The organism is Streptomyces brasiliensis (assembly GCF_014647875.1).
GTDB classification, from domain to species: Bacteria; Actinomycetota; Actinomycetes; order Streptomycetales; family Streptomycetaceae; genus Streptomyces; species Streptomyces brasiliensis.
Genome location: NZ_BMQA01000028.1, coordinates 51,943 through 73,339 on the forward strand (window position 1 = coordinate 51,943; position 21,397 = coordinate 73,339).

The window sequence follows — 21,397 nt, forward strand, 5'->3', positions numbered from 1 at the left end:
CCGGTGTGTGGTGCTGAGCAGGTTCCTTCAGACTACCCGCACAAAATTTCTACGCGGGTAGAGTTGTAGGAACCTACGTGACTGCCGTCACGATCCGGCGGCCGGAGGGGTGCGTTCGTGAAAATTTCCGGGAAAGATCCTCGGTCACCTCCCGATACCTATTGCGGTCGGACACGCGGAAGGATTTAGTCGGGCTTCACATTGCATTGCCGAGCACTGTACAAATGAATTGGCAATAGCCGATACTCGGCACGTCATCGCAGATGAGCTGTATGAAGTGCCGTACGAAGGGACCGATATTCGTGGCGCAGAAGGTCGTGGTCACTCTCTTTGACGACATCGACGGCTCGGAAGCGGCGGAAACGATCGCCTTCGGACTCGACGGCAAGTCGTACGAGATCGACCTGAATCGAGCCAATGCCAAGAAACTGCGTAAGGCCCTCGAGCCGTACGTGGCGGCCGGCCGCAAGCGGGCGAGGTCGGGCAAGGCGTACCGCCAGACGGAGGTGGCCCCCGACCCGGCGGCGGTGCGCGCCTGGGCCCAGGCGAACAAGATGGACGTGCCCGCGCGCGGCCGGATCCCCAAGAAGGTCTACGAGGCGTTCAGCGCGGCGCAGTGACGGCGGCCGTGACGGCGGTCGCGGCGCGGGGTCCTCAGGGTCCGTCAGCGGGCCCTGAGTCCAACCGACTTGCGCTACCCCCCTGCTGATCAGCTAATGTCTGGAGCACGCCGAGGGGCAAGGCCGAAAGGCCGAGGTCCACGGAGTACATGCGGGTGTAGTTCAGTAGTAGAACATCCCCCTTCCAGGGGGAAGGCGCAGTGTGCAATTCCTGTCACCCGCTCTGGCACCGCCGTCCGGACCACTCTTGTGGATCAGGTAGGCTGGTGCTCGCACCGATCGGTGGGAGCCGGTCGGGGGCAATGCGGACGTAGCTCAGTTGGTAGAGCGCAACCTTGCCAAGGTTGAGGTCGCGAGTTCGAGCCTCGTCGTCCGCTCGGGATGAGACCCCGGTCCATCGGACCGGGGTCTTTTCGTTGTCCGCGCTCCCCACTGACATTTGTTATGCCGGGTGATGACACCGCGCACTGCTGCCGGGACCCGGCCGCCGGGACGCTGAAGGCATGGACAACGACGAACACGAGCACGTGATCGAGGTCACCGGTCTGAGGCGTGTGTACGGGGGCGGGTTCGAGGCCGTGCGCGGGATCGACTTCTCCGTCGCCCGCGGGGAGATCTTCGCGCTGCTGGGCACCAACGGCGCCGGGAAGACGTCGACGGTCGAACTGCTGGAGGGGCTCGCGCCGCCGTCCGGCGGCCGGGTGCGCGTCCTCGGCCACGATCCCCACCGGGAGCGGGCCGCCGTACGCCCACGCACCGGCGTGATGCTCCAGGAGGGCGGCTTCCCCTCCGAGCTGACTGTGACCGAGACCGTCCGGCTGTGGGCGGGCTGTACGAGCGGAGCCCGGCCGGAGCGCGAGGCGCTGGCCCTCGTCGGGCTCACCGGCAGGGCCGGAGTGCGGGTCAAGCAGCTGTCCGGGGGTGAGCGGCGCCGCCTCGACCTGGCGCTCGCGCTGCTCGGCGAGCCCGAGGTGCTGTTCCTGGACGAGCCGACGACCGGGCTCGACGCCGAAGGACGCCGGGACACCTGGGACTTGGTGCGGGCGCTGCGCGACGGCGGCACGACCGTGCTGCTGACCACGCACTACCTGGAGGAGGCCGAGGGGCTCGCCGACCGGCTCGCGATCCTGCACGAGGGGCGCATCGCGACCGCCGGAACCCCGGCCGAGGTCACCGCGGACCGGCCCTCGCGGATCTCCTTCGGACTCCCCGAGGGCTATTTCGTCGGCGACCTGCCGCCGCTCGCCGCACTCGGGGTGTGCGATCACGAGGTCACGGGGAGTGTCGTACGCCTGCACACCAGAGAGCTGCAACGGGCGGCCACCGGGCTGCTGGTCTGAAGAGCGAACTCGCCGTACAGCTCGCGCGGCGCGGCAGGCCGGAGGCGGTGGAGCAGATGGTCGAGGCGCAGCGCATCGCGCAGGAGTCGCAGCGCGAGGTGCGGGACGTCGCACGCGGCTACCGCGAGGCCGACCTCGGAGTCGAACTCGCCGGAGCGCAGGGAGTGTTGAACGCGGCCGGGATTCGGTGCGAGGTGACGGGGGACGCGGCCGGCCTGCCCGCCGGGGTGCAGTCGGCGCTCGCGTGGGTGGTGCAGGAGGCGACCACGAACGTGCTGCGGCACGGGGACGCGGTGGAGTGCCGGGTGGGGTTGCGGATGCGGGAGGGGCGTGTGGTGTTGACGGTGGAGAACGACGGCGTCGTCGGCTCCGAGAGCCAGGACGGAAGGGCCGTCGGGAGTGAGGGTTCCGGCCAGGGTGGGGACGCTGTCGCGGGCGGGGGCTCGGGGCTCGCCGGGCTGCGGGAGCGGCTGGCCGTCGTGGACGGGACCCTCGAGGCGGGGCCCTTCGGGAAGGACGGGTTCCGGCTGGTGGCGCGGGTGCCGCTGGCGAAGGCCGCTGTGAGTGAGGTCACTTCATGACGTCGCCGGTACGACTGCTGCTCGCCGACGACGAGCATCTGATCCGGGGTGCGCTCGCCGCGCTGCTGTCCCTGGAGGACGATCTCGCCGTCGTCGCGGAGGCGGCGACCGGGCCCGAAGCGCTCGCCATGGCGCGGGCCCACCGGCCCGACGTGGCGGTCCTGGACCTCCAGATGCCGGGCGCGGACGGTGTGACGGTCACCACATCCCTGCGGGCCGAACTCCCGGACTGCCAGGTGCTGATCGTCACCGGGCACGGGCGTCCAGGGCATCTGAAGCGCGCGCTCGCGGGGGTGTGCGCGGGTTCGTCCCGAAGACGGTCAGCGCCCAGCGCCTCGCGGAGATCATCCGTACCGTGCACGCCGGACACCGGTACATCGACCCCGAGTTGGCCGCCGACGCGATCTCCGCCGGGGACTCCCCGCTGACCGCCCGGGAGGCGGAGGTGCTGGAGCTGGCCGCCGACGGGGCACCGGTCGCGGAGATCGCCGAGCGGGCCTCGCTGTCCCCGGGGACCGTGCGCAACTACCTCTCGTCCGCCGTCACAAAACTCGGTGCCGAGAACCGGCATACCGCGGTGCGTCTCGCGCGGGAGCGAGGTTGGGTATAGTTGGCCTCGCGCCACGGTGCAATGCGGACGTAGCTCAGTTGGTAGAGCGCAACCTTGCCAAGGTTGAGGTCGCGAGTTCGAGCCTCGTCGTCCGCTCCACAGCAAAGGCCCCGGTCATCCCGACCGGGGCCTTTCTCGTGTTCTACGACCAGCTCATACCGGTCAGGCGCTCGTACGCCTCCACGTACTTCGACCGGGTCGCGTCGACGACCTCCTGCGGCAGCGGCGGCGGAGGCTGCTCGCTCTTGCGGTCCCAGCCGGACTCGGCCGAGGTCAGCCAGTCACGGACGAACTGCTTGTCGTACGACGGCTGCGCCCGGCCCGGCTGCCACTGGTCGGCCGGCCAGAAACGGGAGGAGTCCGGGGTGAGGACCTCGTCGGCGAGAACGAGGGTCTCGCCGTCGAAGCCGAACTCGAACTTGGTGTCCGCGAGGATGATGCCGCGCTCGCGCGCGATGTCGCGGGCGCGGTGGTAGACGGCGAGGGTCGTCTGGCGCAGCTGGGCGGCGGTGTCCGCGCCGACCTGGCGGGCGACCTCCTCGTAGGTCACGTTCTCGTCGTGCTCGCCGACCTCGGCCTTGGTGGCCGGGGTGAAGATCGGGGCGGGCAGCTCGGAGCCGTCGACGAGGCCCTCCGGGAGCGCGAGGCCGCAGACCGTGCGGGACTCGTTGTACTCGACCAGGCCGGAGCCGGTGAGGTAGCCGCGGGCCACGCACTCGACCGGGACCATCCGCAGCGACTTGCAGAGCAGCGTGCGGCCGGCCCAGTCGGCGGGGGCGCCCGCGGGAAGGTCGGTGCTGACGACGTGGTTGGGCACGAGGTCGGCGAGCTGGTCGAACCACCACAGGGACAGCTGGGTCAGGACGCGGCCCTTGTCGGGGATCTCGGTGGGCAGCACCCAGTCGTAGGCCGACATACGGTCGCTGGCGACCATCACGAGGTCGCCCGCCTCGTTCTGGTACAGCTCGCGCACCTTGCCGGTGTGCAGATGCACCAGACCCGGAACCTGGATGGGTTCGGGCTTTTCGACGAATCCGGACACGGTTCCTCCCCGTGGTTCTGTCCAAGTAAGTCGATTCTCCCGTATCGGACACACGCCGACGACAGCGGGTCAGTCGCGTTTGCAGATTCGATCCAGCAGGTTGGCGGTCGCGCGCTGGATACGGGGGTCCACGTGGCCGGGGCGGTCCAGGGCCGGTGACCAGGCGAAGGTTCCGGACGCGAAAACCAGAGCGCCGGAGGGGGCGCGGTAGAGGGACGTCTCCTGGTGGCGCAGGACGCCGTCGTTGTCGGTGTAGGGGGAGTGGGCGAGCAGGATGCGTTCCTCGTGGTCGGGGAGCGCGGTACGCGGGAAGTAACGGTCCGCCTCGCCCGCGACCAGGCCCTCGATCTCGTCGCCCTCGGCCGCGTCGGTCGCCTCCCACAGCCAGTGCCCCGCGTTGCGCACGACCAGCGGCGACGGCTCGGGCACACGGCCCGCGTACTGGATGCCGACCAGTTGCTGCTCGGGGCGGTCGATCTCGCGCCAGAGCACCGGGCGCCCCGGGCCCTTGCGCTTGCGGCAGGTGAGCAGACGGTCCGGGACGCCGGAGGGGGCGGGGCCCAACTCCACTTGCCAGTACATGGTGTTGGCGGAGAGGAACACCAGCGAGGTGCCGTTCTCGCGGGCCAGCTCGGCGTTGCGGCGCATCTGGGCGGACCAGTACTCGTCGTGGCCCGGGAAGACCAGGCCGCGGTACCTGGTGGGGTCGAGGCGGCCGGCGTGCAGGTCGCGGGCGTCGGCGTAGGCGAGGTCGTAGCCGTAGCGCTCGGCCCAGCGGATGAAATCGTAGGCGTGGCCGACGTGCAGGGGCAGGCCCGCGCCCGCGTACGGCCGGTCGAAGGAGACCGTGGTCGCCGCGTCGGCCTCGCCGAGCAGCCGGCCCTTCTCGTCCCAGGCGTGGTAGAGACTGGCGCCGGTGCGGCCGTCCTCGGGGTAGAGGTTGTAGGCCTGCCAGGTGACGTCGGGCAGCAGCAGAAGCAGGTCGGCGGGGTGGTTGTCGCGGACCGTGAAGGGGATGTGGGAGCGGTAGCCGTCGGCGGTGGTGAGGACGGCGACGTACGCGCCGATGCTCCAGTACGACGGGACCTGCAGCCGCCAGGACAGCCACCAGTGGTGGCAGGAGACCGTGCGGTCGGCGGTCAGCGGCGGGGGCTGGACGATGCCCGACAACCGGGGGCTGGTGGCGATCTTGGCGGCGCCGTCGCCGCCGTAGTGGCCGATGCGGTAGATGTCCACGCCGAACTGCTGGGGCGGGTCGACGGTGATGTGGAAGTCGACGGCCTCGCCGGGTGCGACCGCGCCGGTCGAGGTGAACCCCTTGATCTGGCGGTGGACGTCGTCGGCCGAGCGGGGGCCGCCGCCGGCGGCGCGGGGTCCGGGGACGCGGGCGTTCTCGTGCGCGAGCTGCGGCCGGCTCGCGTCCACGTACCAGGGCACGACGTGGCCGGTGTCGTCGAAGTACGTCTCGCTTCCGCGCAGCCAGGGGACAGGGCCCTGGCCGAAGGGGTCGGTGACTGCGTGCGCGAGTGCTCCCGACTCCCAGCGGCGGATCTGTTCCGAGGTCATGGTCGCTCCCCTCCCTCGTTCCCCCGTAAGCCCTTGCCGTGTGCGCGAACGGTCCCAGCACATCACATTCCGCACGCGCACGGTCACTACTCGTTGCGAATTGACTCAAAGTGGAATCGATGACTCCGGTCACACGAGGCGTACCGGCTTCTCCGGGCGTATGCCCGACGCGATCAGCCAGGCGCGGAGCGGGGCGGGGTCTCCGTCCTCGGTCAGGCTGAGGACGCGTGAGGGCAGATCGGCGGCTCGCTCGCCGTTGAGCAGCAGGGACGGGCCGTCGAGCCAGTCGAGGCCGGGGGCGGCTCCGGCCGTGTCCATGGCGGCGCAGCAGACCATCGCCGTGACGTGATCGGCGAGGAGTTCGCGTGCGGTGCGCGGGGGCTGGAGCGGGAAGAGGGGGAGGGCGCCGTCGTCCCAGAGGGGTGTGCCGGTGCCCTGGCCGGGGACGGCGGAGGCCGATCGGGGTATGCCGGCGCGGCGTGCGGTGGTGGCTTCCTCGCGGGCGAGTTCGGCGCTGAGACCGGCGGCGAGGGTGGTGCTGCGGTCGGGGGCCGGGGCGAGGCCTTCGGTGGAGCCGGCGCAGGGGACGGAGGTGTCCGTAGGTTCGGTCGCTTCGGTGTCCGGCTCGTCCGGTGTCGACGACAGGTGGTCGAGGACCCGCGCCAGTGTGGGTCCGCCGGGGTCGCGGGTCGTCGTGCCGGCCGTGGGGCGTACGCCGAGGGAGTTCAGGACGCGGTGGAGACGGGCCGCGTCGGTGCGCCACTTCCGGTCGACGACCTCCTCCGGGTACTCCTGCCAGTCCACCGGCGCCCAGTCCGGACCGTGCTCGGCGGGGCCGCCGTGGAAGAGGCGGGCAGCGAGCAGCGAGGCGGCCTCGTCCACCGTGCCGGGCTCCTCGAGCAGGTCACAGGCGGGGCGCTCGCCCAGGCGGGAGGCGAAGCCCTCGGCCAGCCGGTCGCGCCGGGACAGCTCGGTGAGCGCCGCGACGACACCGGCGTCCAGCCGCGACGGCCAGCGGCCCATCCGCCAGGCGGGCAGCGCGACGCGGGTCAGCAGCCGGTCCCAGCCGGCGTACGCCAGCCCGACCTGTTCCTGGGCGACGATCCTGAGGCCGTAGTCCACAGCCTGTGCACGCTCGGCCGCCGCCGCGGCCACGCCCCGTTCCATCTCGGCCGCGTGCACGCGGCAGCCGCGCAGCAGCAGCCGGGTCACCCAGCCGACGCCCGCGAGCACCGTGCGGGAGACGGGGTCGCGGCCGGGTTCCGAGGTCACGGCGACGGCCGCGTCGAGGCCCCGTACGAAACGGCGGGCAGCCGCTATGTCCGGGTGCGCCGAGGGTCCCGTACCGGCGACGACCGGGGCCAGGACCGCGCGCAGTTCGCCGATGCGCATCCACCACAGGAACGGGGAGCCGATGACCAGGACGGGCGCGGTCGGCGTACGGCGGTGGGGGCGCCGCCCCGGACCCGCCAGTTCGTCGCCGCTCTCCGGCGCGGGCGGGCCGTGCGCCGGGTGGGTGCGGTCCTCCAGCCAGCTGTCGCAGTCCGGGGTGAGCGCTATGGCGGAGGGCGCCGGGACGTCGAGGCGGTCGGCGAGGTCGCGCACCATCCGGTACAGGTCCGGGGCGGACTCCTCGGCGATCGGGACCGTCGGGCTGACGGCGGGGCGGGCGCGGGCGACGACCAGGGCGATGCCCGCGGCGGCCAGCAGCACCAGCACGGCGACCGCGCTGACGGTCCCCCGGGCGACGTCCCAGGCGCCGCCGACCAGATGTCCGGTGGTGCCGCCCGCCAGCAGGATCACGGCGGCGGCCGCGGGCAGCAGCGCGACGGCCAGCGCCCGGCCGCGCACCCGCAGCACGGCGAGGGCGCGGGAGCGCGCGGCCTGCGCACCCGCCTCCACTCCCATCCCGGTCACGATCCGGAGGTCACCCCCTCGCTGTCCTGGCTCCTGGCTCTGTCCTGGCGTTGCTCACTCCCCCACTGTGGCACCCGCAGGTGACATCGCAATGCCGGTGGGCCAAGTGCCGGAACGCTTGCGCCGCACCCTAGTTGGGGCCCCGGCCGTCGTCAGCCGGATGAGCGCTTCGCTCACTCGATGGAATGGCTTTGGTCAGAGGTGGATGACGGACGGCAAAGATCAGGCCCCGGATTTCTCCGGGGCCCGGGTGCAGGTGAGAGGGGGCGTCCGCTACACGCCGGCGGCCGCCTTCGCCGCGATGTCCGTACGGTGCTGGGAGCCCTCGAGACCGATTCGGGCGACGGCCTCGTACGCGCGTTCGCGGGCCTGCATCAGGTCCGTGCCGGTCGCCGTGACCGAGAGGACGCGGCCACCGGCGCTGACGATCGCGTCGCCGTCGCGCCTGGTCCCGGCGTGCAGGACGTAGGCGTGCGGGGCGTCCTCGGCGGCCACCGCGTCGAGGCCGGTGATCGGGTCGCCGGTGCGCGGGGTACCGGGGTAGTTGTGCGAGGCGACGACCACGGTGACCGCGGCGTCGTCGCTCCAGCGCAGCGGCTCGAGGTCGTCGAGGGTGCCCGTCGCGGCGGCGAGCAGCACGCCGGCCAGCGGCGTCTTCAGGCGGGCAAGGACCACCTGGGTCTCCGGGTCGCCGAAGCGGGCGTTGAACTCGATGACGCGGACGCCGCGGCTCGTGATCGCGAGACCGGCGTAGAGCAGGCCGGAGAAGGGGGTGCCGCGGCGGCGCATCTCGTCGACGGTCGGCTGGAGCACCGTCTCCAGGACCTCGTCGACCAGCTTCGGGTCGGCCCAGGGCAGCGGGGAGTAGGCACCCATGCCGCCGGTGTTCGGGCCCTCGTCGCCGTCCAGGGCGCGCTTGAAGTCCTGCGCGGGCTGGAGCGGGACGACCGTACGGCCGTCGGTGATCGCGAACAGGGACACCTCGGGGCCGTCGAGGAACTCCTCGATGACGACGCGCTCGCAGCCCGCCGCGTGCGCCCTGGCGGCCTCGATGTCCTGCGTGACCACGACGCCCTTGCCCGCGGCGAGACCGTCGTCCTTGACGACGTACGGCGCACCGAAGGCGTCGAGCGCCTCGGCGACCTCGTCCTCGGTGGTGCAGACGTACGACCGGGCGGTGGGCACCCCGGCCGCGGCCATCACGTCCTTGGCGAAGGCCTTGGACCCCTCTAGCTGCGCGGCCTCCTTCGAGGGGCCGAACACCGGGACGCCCGCCTCACGCACGGCGTCGGCGACCCCGGCGACCAGCGGGGCCTCCGGGCCGACGACGACCAGATCGGCGCCGAGCCGCGTGGCGAGCGCGGTCACGGCGGCGCCGTCCAGGGCGTCGACCTGGTGCAGCTCGGCGACCTCGGCGATGCCGGCGTTGCCGGGGGCGCAGTGCAGCGCGGTGACGTCGGGGGCGAGGGACAGGGAGCGGCACAGGGCGTGTTCGCGGGCGCCGCTGCCGATGACGAGGACCTTCACGGGGTCAGCCTAGCTGGCGTTGGATACGAAGGCCGGGGGGCGGGGAGGCTGTGGGTTCCTCCACAGCGCGCCGGCGGCTTGGTCGCCCGCTCGTCGGCTATTCGTTGGTGAACTCCTCCACCACCGTCGCGCCCAGCTCCTTGACGATGAGTTCGTGGCCGGAGAGGGCCGATTCGTCGAGGTCCGGGTCGTCGTCCTCGGGGATGTCGTCCTCGGGGGCGACCGGGGGCGGTTCCGGGGCGGCGGCCGGCCGGGGGGCCTGGGGCGCTGCTGTCGGGGGCGCGGGCGGTGCGGCGGGTGCGGGCGCGGTCGGCTGAGGAGCGGCCGGACGCTGTACGGGGGTGGGGGAGGGTGCGGTGTAGCTGTTGCCGCCGCCCGCGTACGTCGAGGAGCCGCCGGCGGGTGCCGGGGCCGAGCCGCCCGACGGGTCGACGATCGCCTCGATCTTCCACTGCACGTTGAACTGCTCGGCCAGCGCCTGCCGCAGCACGTCCTCGCTGCCGCTGCTCGCGAAGTTGTCGCGTGCGCCGGCGTTCACGAAGCCCAGCTGGAGCGTGGTGCCGTCGAAACCGGCGACCTGGGCGTTCTGGCTGAGCAGGATCCAGGTGAAGCGGCGGCGGTTCTTGACGGCTTCGAGGATGTTCGGCCAGAGCATGCGGGGGTCGAGGCCGCCGGGGGTGGGGGGCGCGGACGGTGCCGGGGTCGCGGGCGTGGGCGCGGGCGCGGGTGTCTGGGGTGCCGGCTGTGACTGTCCGCTGCCTGCGGGGGCGGCCGTGGGCCAGCCGCCCGGCCGACGGCCACTGCCCGCGGGGGCGGCGGTGGGCCAGGCGCCCGGGGCCGGACCGGCGGAGGGGGGCGGAGTCTGGGGAGCGGCCGGGGCCGGGGGCTGGGCAGGGGTGGAAGGCAGGCCACCGCTGACGGGCCCGGCGGGACCGTTGCCCTCGCTGGCCGGCCCGGCACCGGGCGCGCCGGGGGCCGTAGCTCCAGGAGCCGCAGCAGCGGGAGCGGAAGGAGCCGGAGGAGCAGGGGCCGTGGCCCCCGGAGCAGCCCCACCGCCGCCCGGACCCCGAACGGCCGCGCGCGCCGCAGCGGGGCCGCCGCCGGCCGGCATCTGGGGGGCGTGCGCGTCGGGACCGGGGACGTACTCCATGGCGGGGGCGCTCGCGGCGCCGGAGAAGTTGATGCCGCGCTCGAGGCGGTCGAGGCGGGCCATGACGGAGCGCTCGTCGCCGTAGGCCGCGGGGAGCAGGACGCGGGCGCAGATGAGTTCGAGCTGGAGGCGGGGCGAGGTGGCGCCGCGCATCTCCGTGAGGCCCTCGTTGACGAGGTCGGCGGCGCGGCTGAGCTCGGCGGCGCCGAAGATGCCGGCCTGGGCCTGCATGCGCTCGAGCACGTCGGCGGGGGCGTCGATGAGTCCCTTGTCCACGGCGTCGGGCACAGCGGCGAGGATCACCAGATCCCGCAGCCGTTCGAGCAGGTCGGCGACGAAGCGCCGGGGATCGTTGCCCCCCTCGATCACGCGGTCCACGACCTCGAAGGCGGCGGCTCCGTCACCGGTGGCGAAGGCCTCGACGACGGAGTCGAGCAGTGACCCTTCGGTGTACCCGAGGAGCGAGGTGGCCATGGCATACGTCACACCATCGGCCCCGGCACCGGCGAGCAGCTGGTCCATGACGGACATGGAGTCACGCACGGATCCGGCGCCGGCGCGCACGACGAGCGGGAGCACACCGTCCTCGACCGGGATGTTCTCCTTCTGGCACACCTCGCCGAGGTAGTCGCGAAGCGTCCCTGGAGGCACGAGCCGGAACGGGTAGTGGTGGGTGCGCGACCGAATGGTCCCGATGACCTTCTCGGGCTCTGTGGTGGCGAAGATGAACTTGAGATGCTCGGGCGGCTCCTCGACGACCTTGAGCAGGGCGTTGAAGCCGGCCGACGTGACCATGTGGGCCTCGTCGATGATGTAGATCTTGTACCGGCTGCCCGCGGGCCCGAAGAAGGCCTTCTCACGCAGCTCACGGGCGTCGTCCACACCACCGTGGGAGGCCGCGTCGATCTCGATGACGTCGATGGAACCGGGTCCGTTCCGGGCGAGATCCCGGCAGGACTGGCACTCGCCGCAGGGCGTGGGCGTAGGCCCCTGCTCGCAGTTCAGACAGCGGGCCAGGATGCGCGCGCTGGTGGTCTTCCCGCACCCACGCGGCCCGCTGAACAGGTACGCGTGGTTGACCCGGTTGTTCCGCAGCGCCTGCTGCAGCGGGTCGGTGACATGCTCCTGCCCGATGACCTCCGCGAAGGTCTCCGGGCGATAGCGGCGGTACAGCGCGAGAGACGACACGCATACGAGGTTATAGGCGTCCACTGACAACGGACTCCGCCGTCGCCCGTACCCGGATGTCCTGGTTCCTCCAGGAAACCTCCAGGAAATGCAGACGCCCCCCACGCACCCGCCAGAGCCGACCTACCCTTGCTGCCTTCCGGCCCTGGGGGAGTTCAGTCAGATAGCGCCGCGTGAGGGGCTCCGCACAGAGTACCTGATAGCGGCAGGTGGGAACGAGTTCGCGAGCACTCCTCTCGGTCATGTAATGTTTCCGGCGGAGGATTCGCCTAGAGGCCTAGGGCGCACGCTTGGAAAGCGTGTTGGGGGCAACCCCTCACGAGTTCGAATCTCGTATCCTCCGCCAGTGCCTCACCGGGCACGATGTCGAAGGGCCCCACCGTTCGCGGCGGGGCCCTTCGACGTTGTCCGTCTCAGTTTCCGTCTCACTTGGTCTTCGGCGGCTCCCAGAGAGCATCGCCGACTTCTTGAGCGACCTTCCGCAGCATCGTTCCAGTGACGTGCATGTACCGGGCGCGCATCCGGGCCGCTCCCCCAGGCTCCCACCCCATGATCGCGTCGACCACGACGTCAGGGACGCCGAGGATCAGAAGCACGGTCGCGGCGGTGTGGCGAGCGTCACGGAGACGGCCGTCCCGAACGCCCGCGTCTCGAAGCAGCCGCTTCCAGACGTGAAAGTCGGTGTTCGGGCTCAGGGGCCCGCCGGTCAGGGAGGCGAAGACGTACCCCTTGTCCTCCCAGTCGGCACCGGCCGCGCTCCTCTCCTTCTCCCGCACCTCCTGGTGATGGCGGAGGAGCTTGATCAGCGGATCCGGCAGACCGACCGTTCGACGTCCGGCACGGGACTTGGTGGACTTGTGCTCGCGGCGGATCTGCTGCTTCTGAGGGCAGTGGCCGGCCTTCCGGCCGCACGGATCGTCTCCGCAGCCGTGGGCGTACTTGGGGCGGAGCCGGTTCTTGCGGATGCGGACGTACCCGGCGTTCAGGCCGACGTCTTCCCAGTGGAGCCCGAGCGCTTCCCCTTGGCGGAGGCCGAAGGCCAGGGCGACGACCCAACGAGCGCTGTTGCGGACCTTGGCCGCCTCCACGAGGAGGCTCTGTACCTCCTCGATCGTGAACGGCTCGATGTCCTCCTCTTCGAGCCGCGGAGCCTTGGCGATCTCGGCCGCGTTGGTCGGGATGTGCCCGCGTCGCACGGCTTCTCCGAGGGCAGTCCGGACGGTGCGGTGAATGTGATGGGCAGTGCCGGCGGAACTCCCGGACTCCTGCATCCGGGGCACAGCGTGTCAGGCGGCTCGGCCGCACCCGGGGGGACAGGGAGTAAGGCAAGATAAAAATGGCGGCTGGTTGATCAGGCTTGGAGGGCTTGGGCGTCTGCATCTCCGCCGGTGGGCCCTCGGGGAGCCGGGTGCGGTCGGCCGTTGCTCATCGCTGGCTCCTCTGCTTTCCTGGCTCCCCTGCGACCCGGCGCAGCGTTCAGTACTGCTCGGTCTCCATGAAACCCGTGCTCCCGTTATCGTCCGCGTCGAAGGCGGCGGCGGTCAGGTCGAATCCGGGCGGGCTGTCCTTGAGCGTCAGGCCCATGCCGGCCAGCTTCGCCTTGACCTCGTCGATCGACTTCGCACCGAAGTTGCGGATGTCAAGCAGGTCCGCCTCGGAGCGCGCCAAGAGCTCACCCACCGAGTGGACGCCCTCACGCTTGAGGCAGTTGTAGGAGCGGACGGTGAGTTCCAGCTCCTCGATCGGCAGCGCCAGGTCGGCGGCGAGGGCGGCGTCCGTCGGGGACGGACCCATGTCGATGCCCTCGGCGTCGATGTTGAGCTCACGCGCCAGACCGAACAGCTCGACCAGGGTCTTGCCGGCGGACGCCATGGCGTCGCGCGGGCGCATGGCCTGCTTGGTCTCGATGTCGACGATCAGCTTGTCGAAGTCGGTGCGCTGCTCGACACGCGTGGCCTCGACCTTGTAGGTGACCTTGAGCACGGGGCTGTAGATGGAGTCGACCGGGATACGGCCGATCTCCTGGCCCACCTGCTTGTTCTGCACGGCGGAGACGTAGCCGCGACCGCGCTCGACGGTCAGCTCCATCTCGAGCTTGCCCTTGCCGTTGAGCGTGGCGAGGACGAGGTCGGGGTTGTGCACCTCGACACCGGCCGGGGGCGCGATGTCGGCGGCGGTGACCAGACCCGGGCCCTGCTTGCGCAGGTACATCACGACCGGCTCGTCCTGCTCCGAGCAGACGACCAGCTGCTTGATGTTGAGGATCAGGTCGGTGACGTCCTCCTTGACGCCCGGCACGGTGGTGAACTCGTGCAGGACGCCGTCGATGCGGATGCTGGTGACAGCAGCGCCGGGGATCGACGACAGGAGGGTACGGCGCAGGGAGTTGCCGAGGGTGTAGCCGAAGCCCGGCTCCAGCGGCTCGATCACGAACCGGGAGCGGAACTCGTCGACGACCTCTTCGGTCAACGAGGGACGCTGAGCGATCAGCATGTGTGGATCAGATCCTTCAGTCGTGGGCGCCCGCAATATGACACCCGACCAGGCCGCACCCTGAAGAATGCGGATACTGCAAGAGTACGGGCGGTACGACCATATATGGGGAGGTACCGCCCGGATCCTCAGGCAGGCCGTGCCTCAGACGCGGCGGCACTTCGGCGGACGGCAGGCTCAGCTCTTGCAGGAGTGGAGTCCAACGATCAGTACTCCTGCCCCTGAGAGTCGGCCACCAGTGCAGTTCGTAGATGCATACTGGGGGGCGATGACAAAGCCTGCTGCACCGAAGCGTCATTTGCCTACCAGCCCCTTTAAGGCCCCGGTCACGCCGGTTCCCAAGCACTTCGCCGTGGGCGACCAGGTCACACACGACATGTACGGCCTCGGCCGGGTGATCGGCATCGAGGACGGAATCGCGGCGCTCGTGGATTTCGGCTCGGCACAAATGCGGATCTTGAGCCCGTACGCCAAGATGACCAAGCTGTAGGACCGCTGTGCCCGGTCACGGCACGCCAGGCCCCTTCAGGGACCTGCAACGAAAGGGAGACCTCTCATCGATCTGACGTCGCTGTTCTCCGCCCTGGAAGGGCAACCCCGCTGTGCCACTGCGGCATCGCCGCCTCCGACGACAAACCCCTTCCAGGCCCCGGACTTCGGGGAAGACGAGACCTTCGTGCTCGAGGATGCACAGGAGCCCGCCTCAGGCATGCGTGCGGCGCGACCCAAGGCAGCTTAGCTCCACGAGTAACGGTGGCTTCGACAGCTGGCCGCGGGCCGTCGCCGGTGCTGCGGTGAGGAGTGCGACCGTCTCAGTTCCCGTCTCATTCAGCCCCGTTCACCGTCGTTCAGCCGAGACCCTGTGCCGGTCCCTTCCCGTAGGCAAGCCGCCCACGAACGCAGGTGAACGCTCCTGCACACAGCCCAGCACCCCACCAACACAGGTGGAAAGCGTGTTGGGGGCAACCCCTCACGAGTTCGAATCTCGTATCCTCCGCCAGTGCCTCACCGGGCACGATGTCGAAGGGCCCCACCTCACGGTGGGGCCCTTCGACGTTGTCTCAGACCTCGTTGTCCTGGTCTTTGTCCACAGCGGGTGTCTCCGGGGGTCCCCAGATCGCATCGGCGATCTTCCGGGCCACGTCCTTGAGCACGGCGTCCGGCACGCGGAGGTACCGGGCCCGCATGCTTGCGGAGGTGCCCGGCTCCCACCCCATGATCTGATCAATGACGCGGTCCGGGACACCGAGCAGCATGAGCGGCGGCGGCCGTGTGCCGGGCGTCGTGCAGCCGACCGTTCCGAACCCCCGCGTCTTCCAGCAGCCGCTTCCAGTCGTGGTAGTCCGTGTTCGGGCTCAGTGGGCCACCCAGCGACTTGGTGAACACGTAGTCCGACTCGAGCCATAGGTCGCCGGCCGCCTTGCGCCATGGCTTACCGGGCTGACGCGCCGAGCCTTCGTCGCCTCACCAGGCTCATCGCACCGCCCGAACCGCTCTGGGGGAGGCACCACTTCTCCAAGCGCGCCGCGGTCGGACCGGCCAGCTGGGGGCCTCCCGTGCCCACCCGGGCCACAAGCCTGACCAGGCCGGCGACAAGCTCAACAACACCTGGTGGGGGGCCAGGTGTGTCGGAGTCGGGCCAGGGCCAGGTACTGGCCTGTTCGGCGTCACGGTGCCCGTGGATGTCTGGATGGATGTCCGGTGCGACGACGCCGCACCCGGCGAGTCCGGCATCACATGCGTCTTCCCGGACTGCGCTCCGACCGACACGGTAAGCCCCAGTGGCCCCAACGGCGCCTCCTGCGGCACTGGTTCTGTGCCCGTTCGGCCGTCAGCTCTGCCCCCGAACACCTGGAATCCGCCTGCTATCCCGCCCGACGCTGAATGCAGATTGCCTCACTTCGACCGCACAGGAGCGCATATGGTCACATACCGAGACCAAGGCAACAACACTGAGCATGGGCGCGGCTCCGATCGGCCCAGAGTTGCTTCCGCCAGGCCCGCCGCTCAAGGGCTCCTCGGTTTGCAGGCCGACGCCGGAAACACGGCGACCGTCCAGATGCTCCGCCAGAACGGTCATCCCTGGGCTCAGGACACACATCAGCACGGCCCCGCATGCGGGCACCACGCAGAGGGATCCCCCGTCCAGCGGCGTGCCGCGCAGGACCAGTTCGCCGGTCCAGCACCCCGGAACGAGGCACACGCCCACGGCCACGAGGCCGTGGCGGACAGCAGCCCAGCCGGTCAGCGAGCCCTGCTCGACAAAGCCAAGGCATCACCGAGCCGCCCGCTACCCGCGCCCCTGATCGCGGCGGCGACGTCGTTCTTCCAGAACCGCAACCTCTCCCTCGCTCGTCTCCACGACAATCCGGTGGCACAGCGGGCCACCGAGGCGATGGGGGCCCAGGCCATGACGATCGGCGCCCACATCTTCGCTCCTCCGCAGGCCGTCGGGAACATGAGGCTCATGGGTCACGAGCTGAGCCATGTCAACGAGAACCTCAACGGCACCCACGAGACCGGCAACACCAACAGTGCAGGGGTGACGGTCACCGACCCCAACCAGCCCTCCGAGCACAAGGCGGACAGGGACGGGGCCTTCTTCGACGCCGGTGCGGCGACCGCGCCCTCCGTCGTCGCCCAACGGGCAGTCGAGCACAGCGCTGGCCACGCGGCCGGATACGGGGAGGCCGTCACCGGAGCACCCACCGTCCAGCGGGCACCGTACGGCTCCAGTTACTACGACGAGGAGGTGTCTATGGAGCCAATGGTGATCGACGTCGAGCCCGTGTACCACCAATCGTCGTCGCGGCCTTCCGCCCATGATGAGGACGTGGACATGGACCGGTACGACGGGCGCGGTCACTCCTCGTCCAGGGGTCCCTATGGCGGGTCCCGGCAGTCCTCGCAGGCCCCCGGCCACGGGCACTCCGGGAGTTCACGGCACTCAGAGCGGCACGGCGTTCGCAAGTCCAGCCAGCAACCAGCCTCATCCACCACAACCAGGCTCCTGGCGATCGCCAGCGGTGTCATGCGGGAGGTCCACAGCCGGCTGCACCGTGGGGCGGCCAACCAGATCGCGGCCGCGGCTGCCGCCGGCGGCGGCCTGCAGCACTTGCTCAGTGCCGTCCGCGATCCCGCCTACCGGCTACAGCCGGGGACCTTCCAGGAGCACCTGGGCCAGAGCGCGGCCGCAGCCTCCGCCCTTGGCGTCGGAAACTGCGGAGAACACGCGGCCTTGGCCTTCTGCCTGCTCAACAAGGCTCGACTGCCCGAAGGCGTTCGCATCTGGCACGTCTCCCTGTCGATCGACCACGCCTTCGTCGCCGTGGGACGCCCCGACAATCCCCGCAACATCGTGGTCCTTGACGCGTGGCAGAACAACTCCAGCCCCAAGCTGGCCGCGGAATTCAACTTCCCGTTCCTCGTGAACGTCGGCACGCCCGAGGCGCGGCAGTTCCGAATCACGCGCGAGGCGAGGCCGTTCCAACCCGACGGCCGAGACTACCTGGCATACGGTCGGCAGACCGTCGACATCGAAGCCATGACCCAGACCATGGACACCACCGGCCCGGCCATCGACCCTCGCGAACTGGCCGGCCAGTCACACATGTGGGACCACACCATGCCCGACTCCGCAGACCGCCCCCGCCCCCGCCATAGGCACGACCGCCGGCAAATTTCGGCGCTCGAGAGGTACCTCGCTGGCGGCAGCCGCAGGTAGCCCGCGATTCAGCGACGCCCGCGACCGTCAGACCAGGGCAGGCGACCACGTCTGGAGACGTGAACCCGAGCTGGTGGTGCTTGGCCCGCCGCAGGGCGATCAGGTCCCCGTCGACGTCGTCCAGGAAGAGGAGGCACTCCGGCTCGGGCCTCGTCGCTTCCTCGGCCGACTTCCGGTACGCCTCGGCCTGCTCATCGCTGTTGGTGTGCGTCACATCACTCTCCCCCACGAACCCCATCTGCCGACACCCCCGGAACACGCCGAAGGCCGGACCCGGGGATCGGGGTCCGGCCTTCGGCGTGTTCCGGGCAGGTGGTTCTCGCGTGGGACGCGCGTCAGCCGATGGCGACACCCTTGGCGCGCAGGTAGGCGACCGGGTCGACGTCCGAGCCGTAGTCCGGCGTGGTGCGGATCTCGAAGTGCAGGTGCGGGCCGGTGACATTGCCGGTCGCGCCGGAGAGGCCGATCTGCTGGCCCGCGGTCACGGTCTGACCGGTCGAGACGGACAGCTGGGAGAGGTGGGCGTACTGGGCGTAGTAGCCGTCGGCGAGCTGGATGACGACCTGGTTGCCGTACGCGCCGCCCCAGCCGGCCGAGACGACGGTGCCCGCGCCGACCGCCTTCAGCGGGGTGCCGGTCACGGCGACGAAGTCGACGCCGGTGTGGTAGCCGCTGGACCAGCTGCTGCCCGACTCCTTGTAGCCGGTGCCGAGGGAGACGCCGGACAGCGGGGCGGAGAAGCCGTTGCCGGTGCCGGCGGCCTCCTCGGACGTGGTCGCCTCCTCGGCCTTCTTCGTCGCGGAGGGCTTCGAGGCAGACGAGTCCTCCGAGGACGACTTGGACATCGAAGAAGGCGCGGAGGACGACGACTTGGGGGCGGTCGTCTCGGCCTTCTTGCCGCCGATGGCGAGCTTGAGACCCGGACGGATCAGCGACGGGTCGGCGCCGACGGCCTCACGGTTGTCGGCGTAGAGCTTCTTCCAGCCACCGCTGACGTTCTGCTCGTCGGCGATCTTCGAAAGGTAATCGCCGACCTTCACCGAATAGGTCCGCACGTCCGTCTTCTTCTGGACTGTCTTCTTCTGGGCTGCCTTCTTCTCGACAGCCTTCTGGCCGGCGCCCGGAAGGATCTGAACGGCCTCTTCCGGAACGGACTGCGAGGGAGCGGAGTGGGCGCCGGCGGCGGCGCCGGCGGCGCCCATGAGCAGAAAAGCGAGAGCCCCGCGACCGGTTCCGGCGAGGGCTGGTAGAGCAGTCGCCAAGCCGGCCACGATTGCCAGGGCGACGCCCAAGAAGATGATGTAGCGACGGAGAGCCACGACGGCACCACCAAGCTGAGGGAGAACGTTCGGTCTTGCTCTCGAAATTTAGGCAGCTCGCGCAGAGCTGTCAAGACCGAACGTTCTACGCCATCTCGCCGCCCGCCGCCGGTAGCGGCGTTCCTTGCTCTCCCTCGGCTTGGTCAAGTGGCTGGAGAACTCCCCGTTCGAGCTCAACGCCTGGCGCAGGACATGAGGTCGTTCCGCCGCGAGGCCGGCGGCAGTTCAGCCTGCCGCGAGGAGTTCCAGCGTGTCCACCACCCGGTTCGAGAAGCCCCACTCGTTGTCGTACCAGGCGACAACCTTGATGTGGCGGCCGTCCACACGGGTGAGGGCCGAGTCGAAGATCGAGGAGGACGGGTTGCCCGTGATGTCGGAGGACACCAGCGGGTCCTCCGAGTATTCGAGGATGCCCGCCAGTCGGCCTTCCGCTGCCGTGCGGTACGCCGCCAGCACCTCGTCGCGCGTCACGTCGCGGGCCACCGTCGTGTTGAGTTCGACGATCGAGCCCACCGGGACCGGTACGCGGATCGAGTCGCCGGACAGTCTGCCGTCGAGGTTCGGCAGCACGCGGCCGATCGCCTTCGCGGCGCCCGTCGTGGTGGGCACGATGTTGACGCCGGCGGCGCGGGCGCGGCGCGCGTCGCGGTGCGGGCCGTCCTGGAGATTCTGTTCCTGCGTATAGGCGTGCACCGTCGTCATGAAGCCGTGTTCTATGCCCGCGAGTTCGTCCAGGACCGCGGCCAGAGGCGCCAACGCGTTCGTCGTGCACGAGGCGTTGGAGATGACGGTGTGCTCGGCCGGGTCGTACGTGTGCGTGTTGACGCCGAACGCCAGCGTGACGTCGGCCCCTTCCGACGGTGCGCTGACCAGTACCTTCCTCGCGCCCGCAGCAAGGTGGGCGCGGGCCGCCTTCGCCGACGTGAAACGGCCGGTCGCCTCCAGCACCACGTCCACGCCGAGTTCGGCCCACGGCAGCTTCGCCGGTTCGCGTTCAGCGAGCACCGTGATGCGGCGGCCGTCGACGACCAGGGCGTCCCCGTCGACGGTCACCGGACGGCCCAGCCGGCCGGCCGTCGAGTCGAAGGCCAGGAGCCGGGCGAGGGTGGCGGGTTCCGTCAGGTCGTTGACCGCGACGACGTCCAGGTCGCTGTCGCGTTCCAGCAGTGCGCGCAGCACATTGCGTCCGATGCGGCCGAATCCGTTGATCGCTATGCGCGTCATGAATCGTGTCCCCGGGTCGAGTGAGTGGTGTTTCCGCGAGATGTCATCAGCGTCCTGCGCGGCCTCCTTCCGTGACAGCGGCGTGATCGCCACGGTTCACAAGGATCTCGCCACACCGCCGTGCGCTACTCGCCCTGCGCGAAGGTGCGTCGGTACAGGCTCGGCGTCGTGCCGAGGATGCGCTGGAAGTGCAGTCGCAGGTTCGCGCCGGTGCCCAGGCCGGCGTCCGCCGCGATCTGCTCCACGCTGCGCTCCGAGCGTTCGAGCAGTTCGCGGGCCAGGTCGACTCGGGCTCGCATGACCCACTGCATCGGCGTGTAGCCCGTGTCCTCGACGAAGCGTCTCGAGAAGGTGCGGGGTGACACCGCCGCGTGCCGGGCCAGCGCCTCGAGGGTCAGGGAGGTGCCCAGCCGGTGCAGTGCCCACTCGCGGGTGGCGGCGAAGCGCTCGCCCAGCGGCTCGGGCACGCTGCGTGGCACGTACTGAGCCTGGCCGCCGCTGCGGTACGGGGCCGCGACCAGGCGCCGGGCCGCGTGGTTCGACGCGGCCACCCCCAGGTCCGCGCGCAGGATGTGCAGACACAGGTCGATACCCGAGGCGGCGCCGGCCGAGGTCAGCACGCTGCCCTCGTCGACGAACAGGACGTTCTCGTCGACCTGCACGAGCGGATGCTTCGCGGCGAGCGCCCGCGTGTAGTGCCAGTGGGTCGTGGCGCGCCTGCCGTCGAGCAGGCCCGTGGCAGCGAGCGCGAAGGCGCCCGTCGAGATGGCGGCGAGCCGCGTGCCCCGGGCGTGCGCGGCGATCAGCGCCTCGACCACGGCGGGCGGCGGATCGTCGCGGTCCGGAAAACGGTAGCCGGGGATGAAGACGATGTCGGCGACCTCGAACGCGTCCAGGCCGTGGGCCACGTGGTACGACAGGCCGTCTCCGCCGGTCACGAGACCGGGCGCCGCGCCGCACACCCGTACCTCGTACGGCATGCTCGCGCGCGTCGTGAACACCTGCGCCGGAATGCCCACGTCCAGCGGCTTCGCGCCCTCGAGCACGAGAACAGCGACTCGACGCAAGCGGCTCACGGGGAACAGGGTACGAGGTG

The 21,397-nt window shown here is 70.5% G+C and carries 13 protein-coding genes, 4 tRNA genes, 1 other RNA gene and 4 pseudogenes; 10 read left to right on the plus strand and 12 right to left on the minus strand.

The features are described 5' to 3' along the window. The first annotated feature begins 302 nt into the window (after positions 1 to 302). The 7 genes and pseudogenes from IEZ19_RS31355 (at position 303) to IEZ19_RS31385 (ending at position 3,250) form a co-directional block, all read left to right on the plus strand. Entirely contained in the window at positions 303 to 620 is a 318-nt protein-coding gene (locus IEZ19_RS31355) for a histone-like nucleoid-structuring protein Lsr2 (RefSeq protein ID WP_189314692.1), read from the plus strand. 151 nt (positions 621 to 771) lie between these two features. Beyond that, positions 772 to 843, plus strand: a tRNA-Gly gene (locus tag IEZ19_RS31360). Positions 844 to 924: 81 nt separating this feature from the next. Then, positions 925 to 997: transfer RNA gene (locus tag IEZ19_RS31365), tRNA-Gly, on the plus strand. A 126-nt stretch (positions 998 to 1,123) separates the two neighbouring features. Further along, a complete protein-coding gene (locus tag IEZ19_RS31370; protein ID WP_189314693.1) occupies positions 1,124 to 1,960 on the plus strand; it encodes an ABC transporter ATP-binding protein in 837 nt (278 codons plus the stop codon). Further along, positions 1,957 to 2,541, plus strand: a pseudogene (locus IEZ19_RS31375) (sensor histidine kinase); the annotation flags it as partial. The gene IEZ19_RS31370 and the pseudogene IEZ19_RS31375, both read left to right, overlap by 4 nt. Further along, positions 2,538 to 3,151 (plus strand): annotated as a pseudogene (locus IEZ19_RS31380) (response regulator). The pseudogenes IEZ19_RS31375 and IEZ19_RS31380, both read left to right, overlap by 4 nt. Positions 3,152 to 3,174: 23 nt before the next feature. Beyond that, positions 3,175 to 3,250: transfer RNA gene (locus IEZ19_RS31385), tRNA-Gly, on the plus strand. Positions 3,251 to 3,293: 43 nt separating this feature from the next. Here IEZ19_RS31385 and IEZ19_RS31390 read toward each other — a convergent pair. The 6 genes from IEZ19_RS31390 to ffs form a co-directional block, all read right to left on the minus strand. After that, complete coding sequence (locus tag IEZ19_RS31390) at positions 3,294 to 4,193, minus strand: phosphoribosylaminoimidazolesuccinocarboxamide synthase (protein ID WP_189314694.1); 900 nt, start codon at positions 4,191 to 4,193, stop codon at positions 3,294 to 3,296. Between the two features lie 69 nt (positions 4,194 to 4,262). Continuing rightward, positions 4,263 to 5,759 (minus strand): N,N-dimethylformamidase beta subunit family domain-containing protein, encoded by a 1,497-nt coding sequence (locus tag IEZ19_RS31395; RefSeq protein WP_189314695.1) that lies wholly within the window; start codon positions 5,757 to 5,759, stop codon positions 4,263 to 4,265. A gap of 129 nt (positions 5,760 to 5,888) precedes the next feature. Continuing rightward, positions 5,889 to 7,667 (minus strand): M48 family metalloprotease, encoded by a 1,779-nt coding sequence (locus tag IEZ19_RS31400; protein ID WP_189314747.1) that lies wholly within the window; start codon positions 7,665 to 7,667, stop codon positions 5,889 to 5,891. 282 nt (positions 7,668 to 7,949) lie between these two features. Then, entirely contained in the window at positions 7,950 to 9,203 is a 1,254-nt protein-coding gene (gene purD / locus IEZ19_RS31405; RefSeq protein WP_189314696.1) for a phosphoribosylamine--glycine ligase, read from the minus strand. Between the two features lie 97 nt (positions 9,204 to 9,300). Beyond that, positions 9,301 to 11,541, minus strand: coding sequence for a DNA polymerase III subunit gamma and tau (locus IEZ19_RS31410; protein WP_189314697.1), 2,241 nt, complete (start codon positions 11,539 to 11,541; stop codon positions 9,301 to 9,303). 90 nt (positions 11,542 to 11,631) lie between these two features. After that, positions 11,632 to 11,726: signal recognition particle sRNA small type (gene ffs / locus IEZ19_RS31415), an RNA gene on the minus strand. A gap of 73 nt (positions 11,727 to 11,799) precedes the next feature. Here ffs and IEZ19_RS31420 point away from each other — a divergent pair. After that, positions 11,800 to 11,887, plus strand: a tRNA-Ser gene (locus IEZ19_RS31420). 79 nt (positions 11,888 to 11,966) lie between these two features. Here the strand turns inward: IEZ19_RS31420 and IEZ19_RS31425 are convergent. Further along, a pseudogene (locus IEZ19_RS31425) lies at positions 11,967 to 12,815 on the minus strand (tyrosine-type recombinase/integrase); the annotation flags it as partial. Positions 12,816 to 13,017: 202 nt separating this feature from the next. Then, positions 13,018 to 14,034, minus strand: coding sequence for a DNA-directed RNA polymerase subunit alpha (locus IEZ19_RS31430; protein WP_189314698.1), 1,017 nt, complete (start codon positions 14,032 to 14,034; stop codon positions 13,018 to 13,020). 268 nt (positions 14,035 to 14,302) lie between these two features. Between IEZ19_RS31430 and IEZ19_RS31435 the strand changes: the two genes are divergently transcribed. Continuing rightward, on the plus strand, positions 14,303 to 14,524 hold the full coding sequence (locus IEZ19_RS31435) for a hypothetical protein (protein WP_189314699.1): 222 nt from the start codon (positions 14,303 to 14,305) through the stop codon (positions 14,522 to 14,524). Between the two features lie 571 nt (positions 14,525 to 15,095). On the opposite strand, the pseudogene IEZ19_RS31440 reads toward IEZ19_RS31435, so the two are convergent. After that, positions 15,096 to 15,459 (minus strand): annotated as a pseudogene (locus IEZ19_RS31440) (tyrosine-type recombinase/integrase); the annotation flags it as partial. 796 nt (positions 15,460 to 16,255) lie between these two features. Between IEZ19_RS31440 and IEZ19_RS31445 the strand changes: the two are divergent. Then, entirely contained in the window at positions 16,256 to 17,758 is a 1,503-nt protein-coding gene (locus tag IEZ19_RS31445) for an eCIS core domain-containing protein (RefSeq protein WP_229841086.1), read from the plus strand. 335 nt (positions 17,759 to 18,093) lie between these two features. Here the strand turns inward: IEZ19_RS31445 and IEZ19_RS31450 are convergent, their stop codons facing one another. From IEZ19_RS31450 to IEZ19_RS31460, 3 genes are all read right to left on the minus strand, one after another. Beyond that, positions 18,094 to 19,059, minus strand: coding sequence for a LysM peptidoglycan-binding domain-containing M23 family metallopeptidase (locus IEZ19_RS31450; RefSeq protein ID WP_229841091.1), 966 nt, complete (start codon positions 19,057 to 19,059; stop codon positions 18,094 to 18,096). 243 nt (positions 19,060 to 19,302) lie between these two features. Continuing rightward, the gene (gene gap / locus IEZ19_RS31455) at positions 19,303 to 20,301 is read right to left on the minus strand and encodes a type I glyceraldehyde-3-phosphate dehydrogenase (RefSeq protein WP_189314700.1); all 999 of its coding nucleotides are present in this window, start codon (positions 20,299 to 20,301) and stop codon (positions 19,303 to 19,305) included. A gap of 125 nt (positions 20,302 to 20,426) precedes the next feature. Continuing rightward, complete coding sequence (locus IEZ19_RS31460; protein WP_373297084.1) at positions 20,427 to 21,386, minus strand: GlxA family transcriptional regulator; 960 nt, start codon at positions 21,384 to 21,386, stop codon at positions 20,427 to 20,429. Positions 21,387 to 21,397 lie beyond the last annotated feature (11 nt).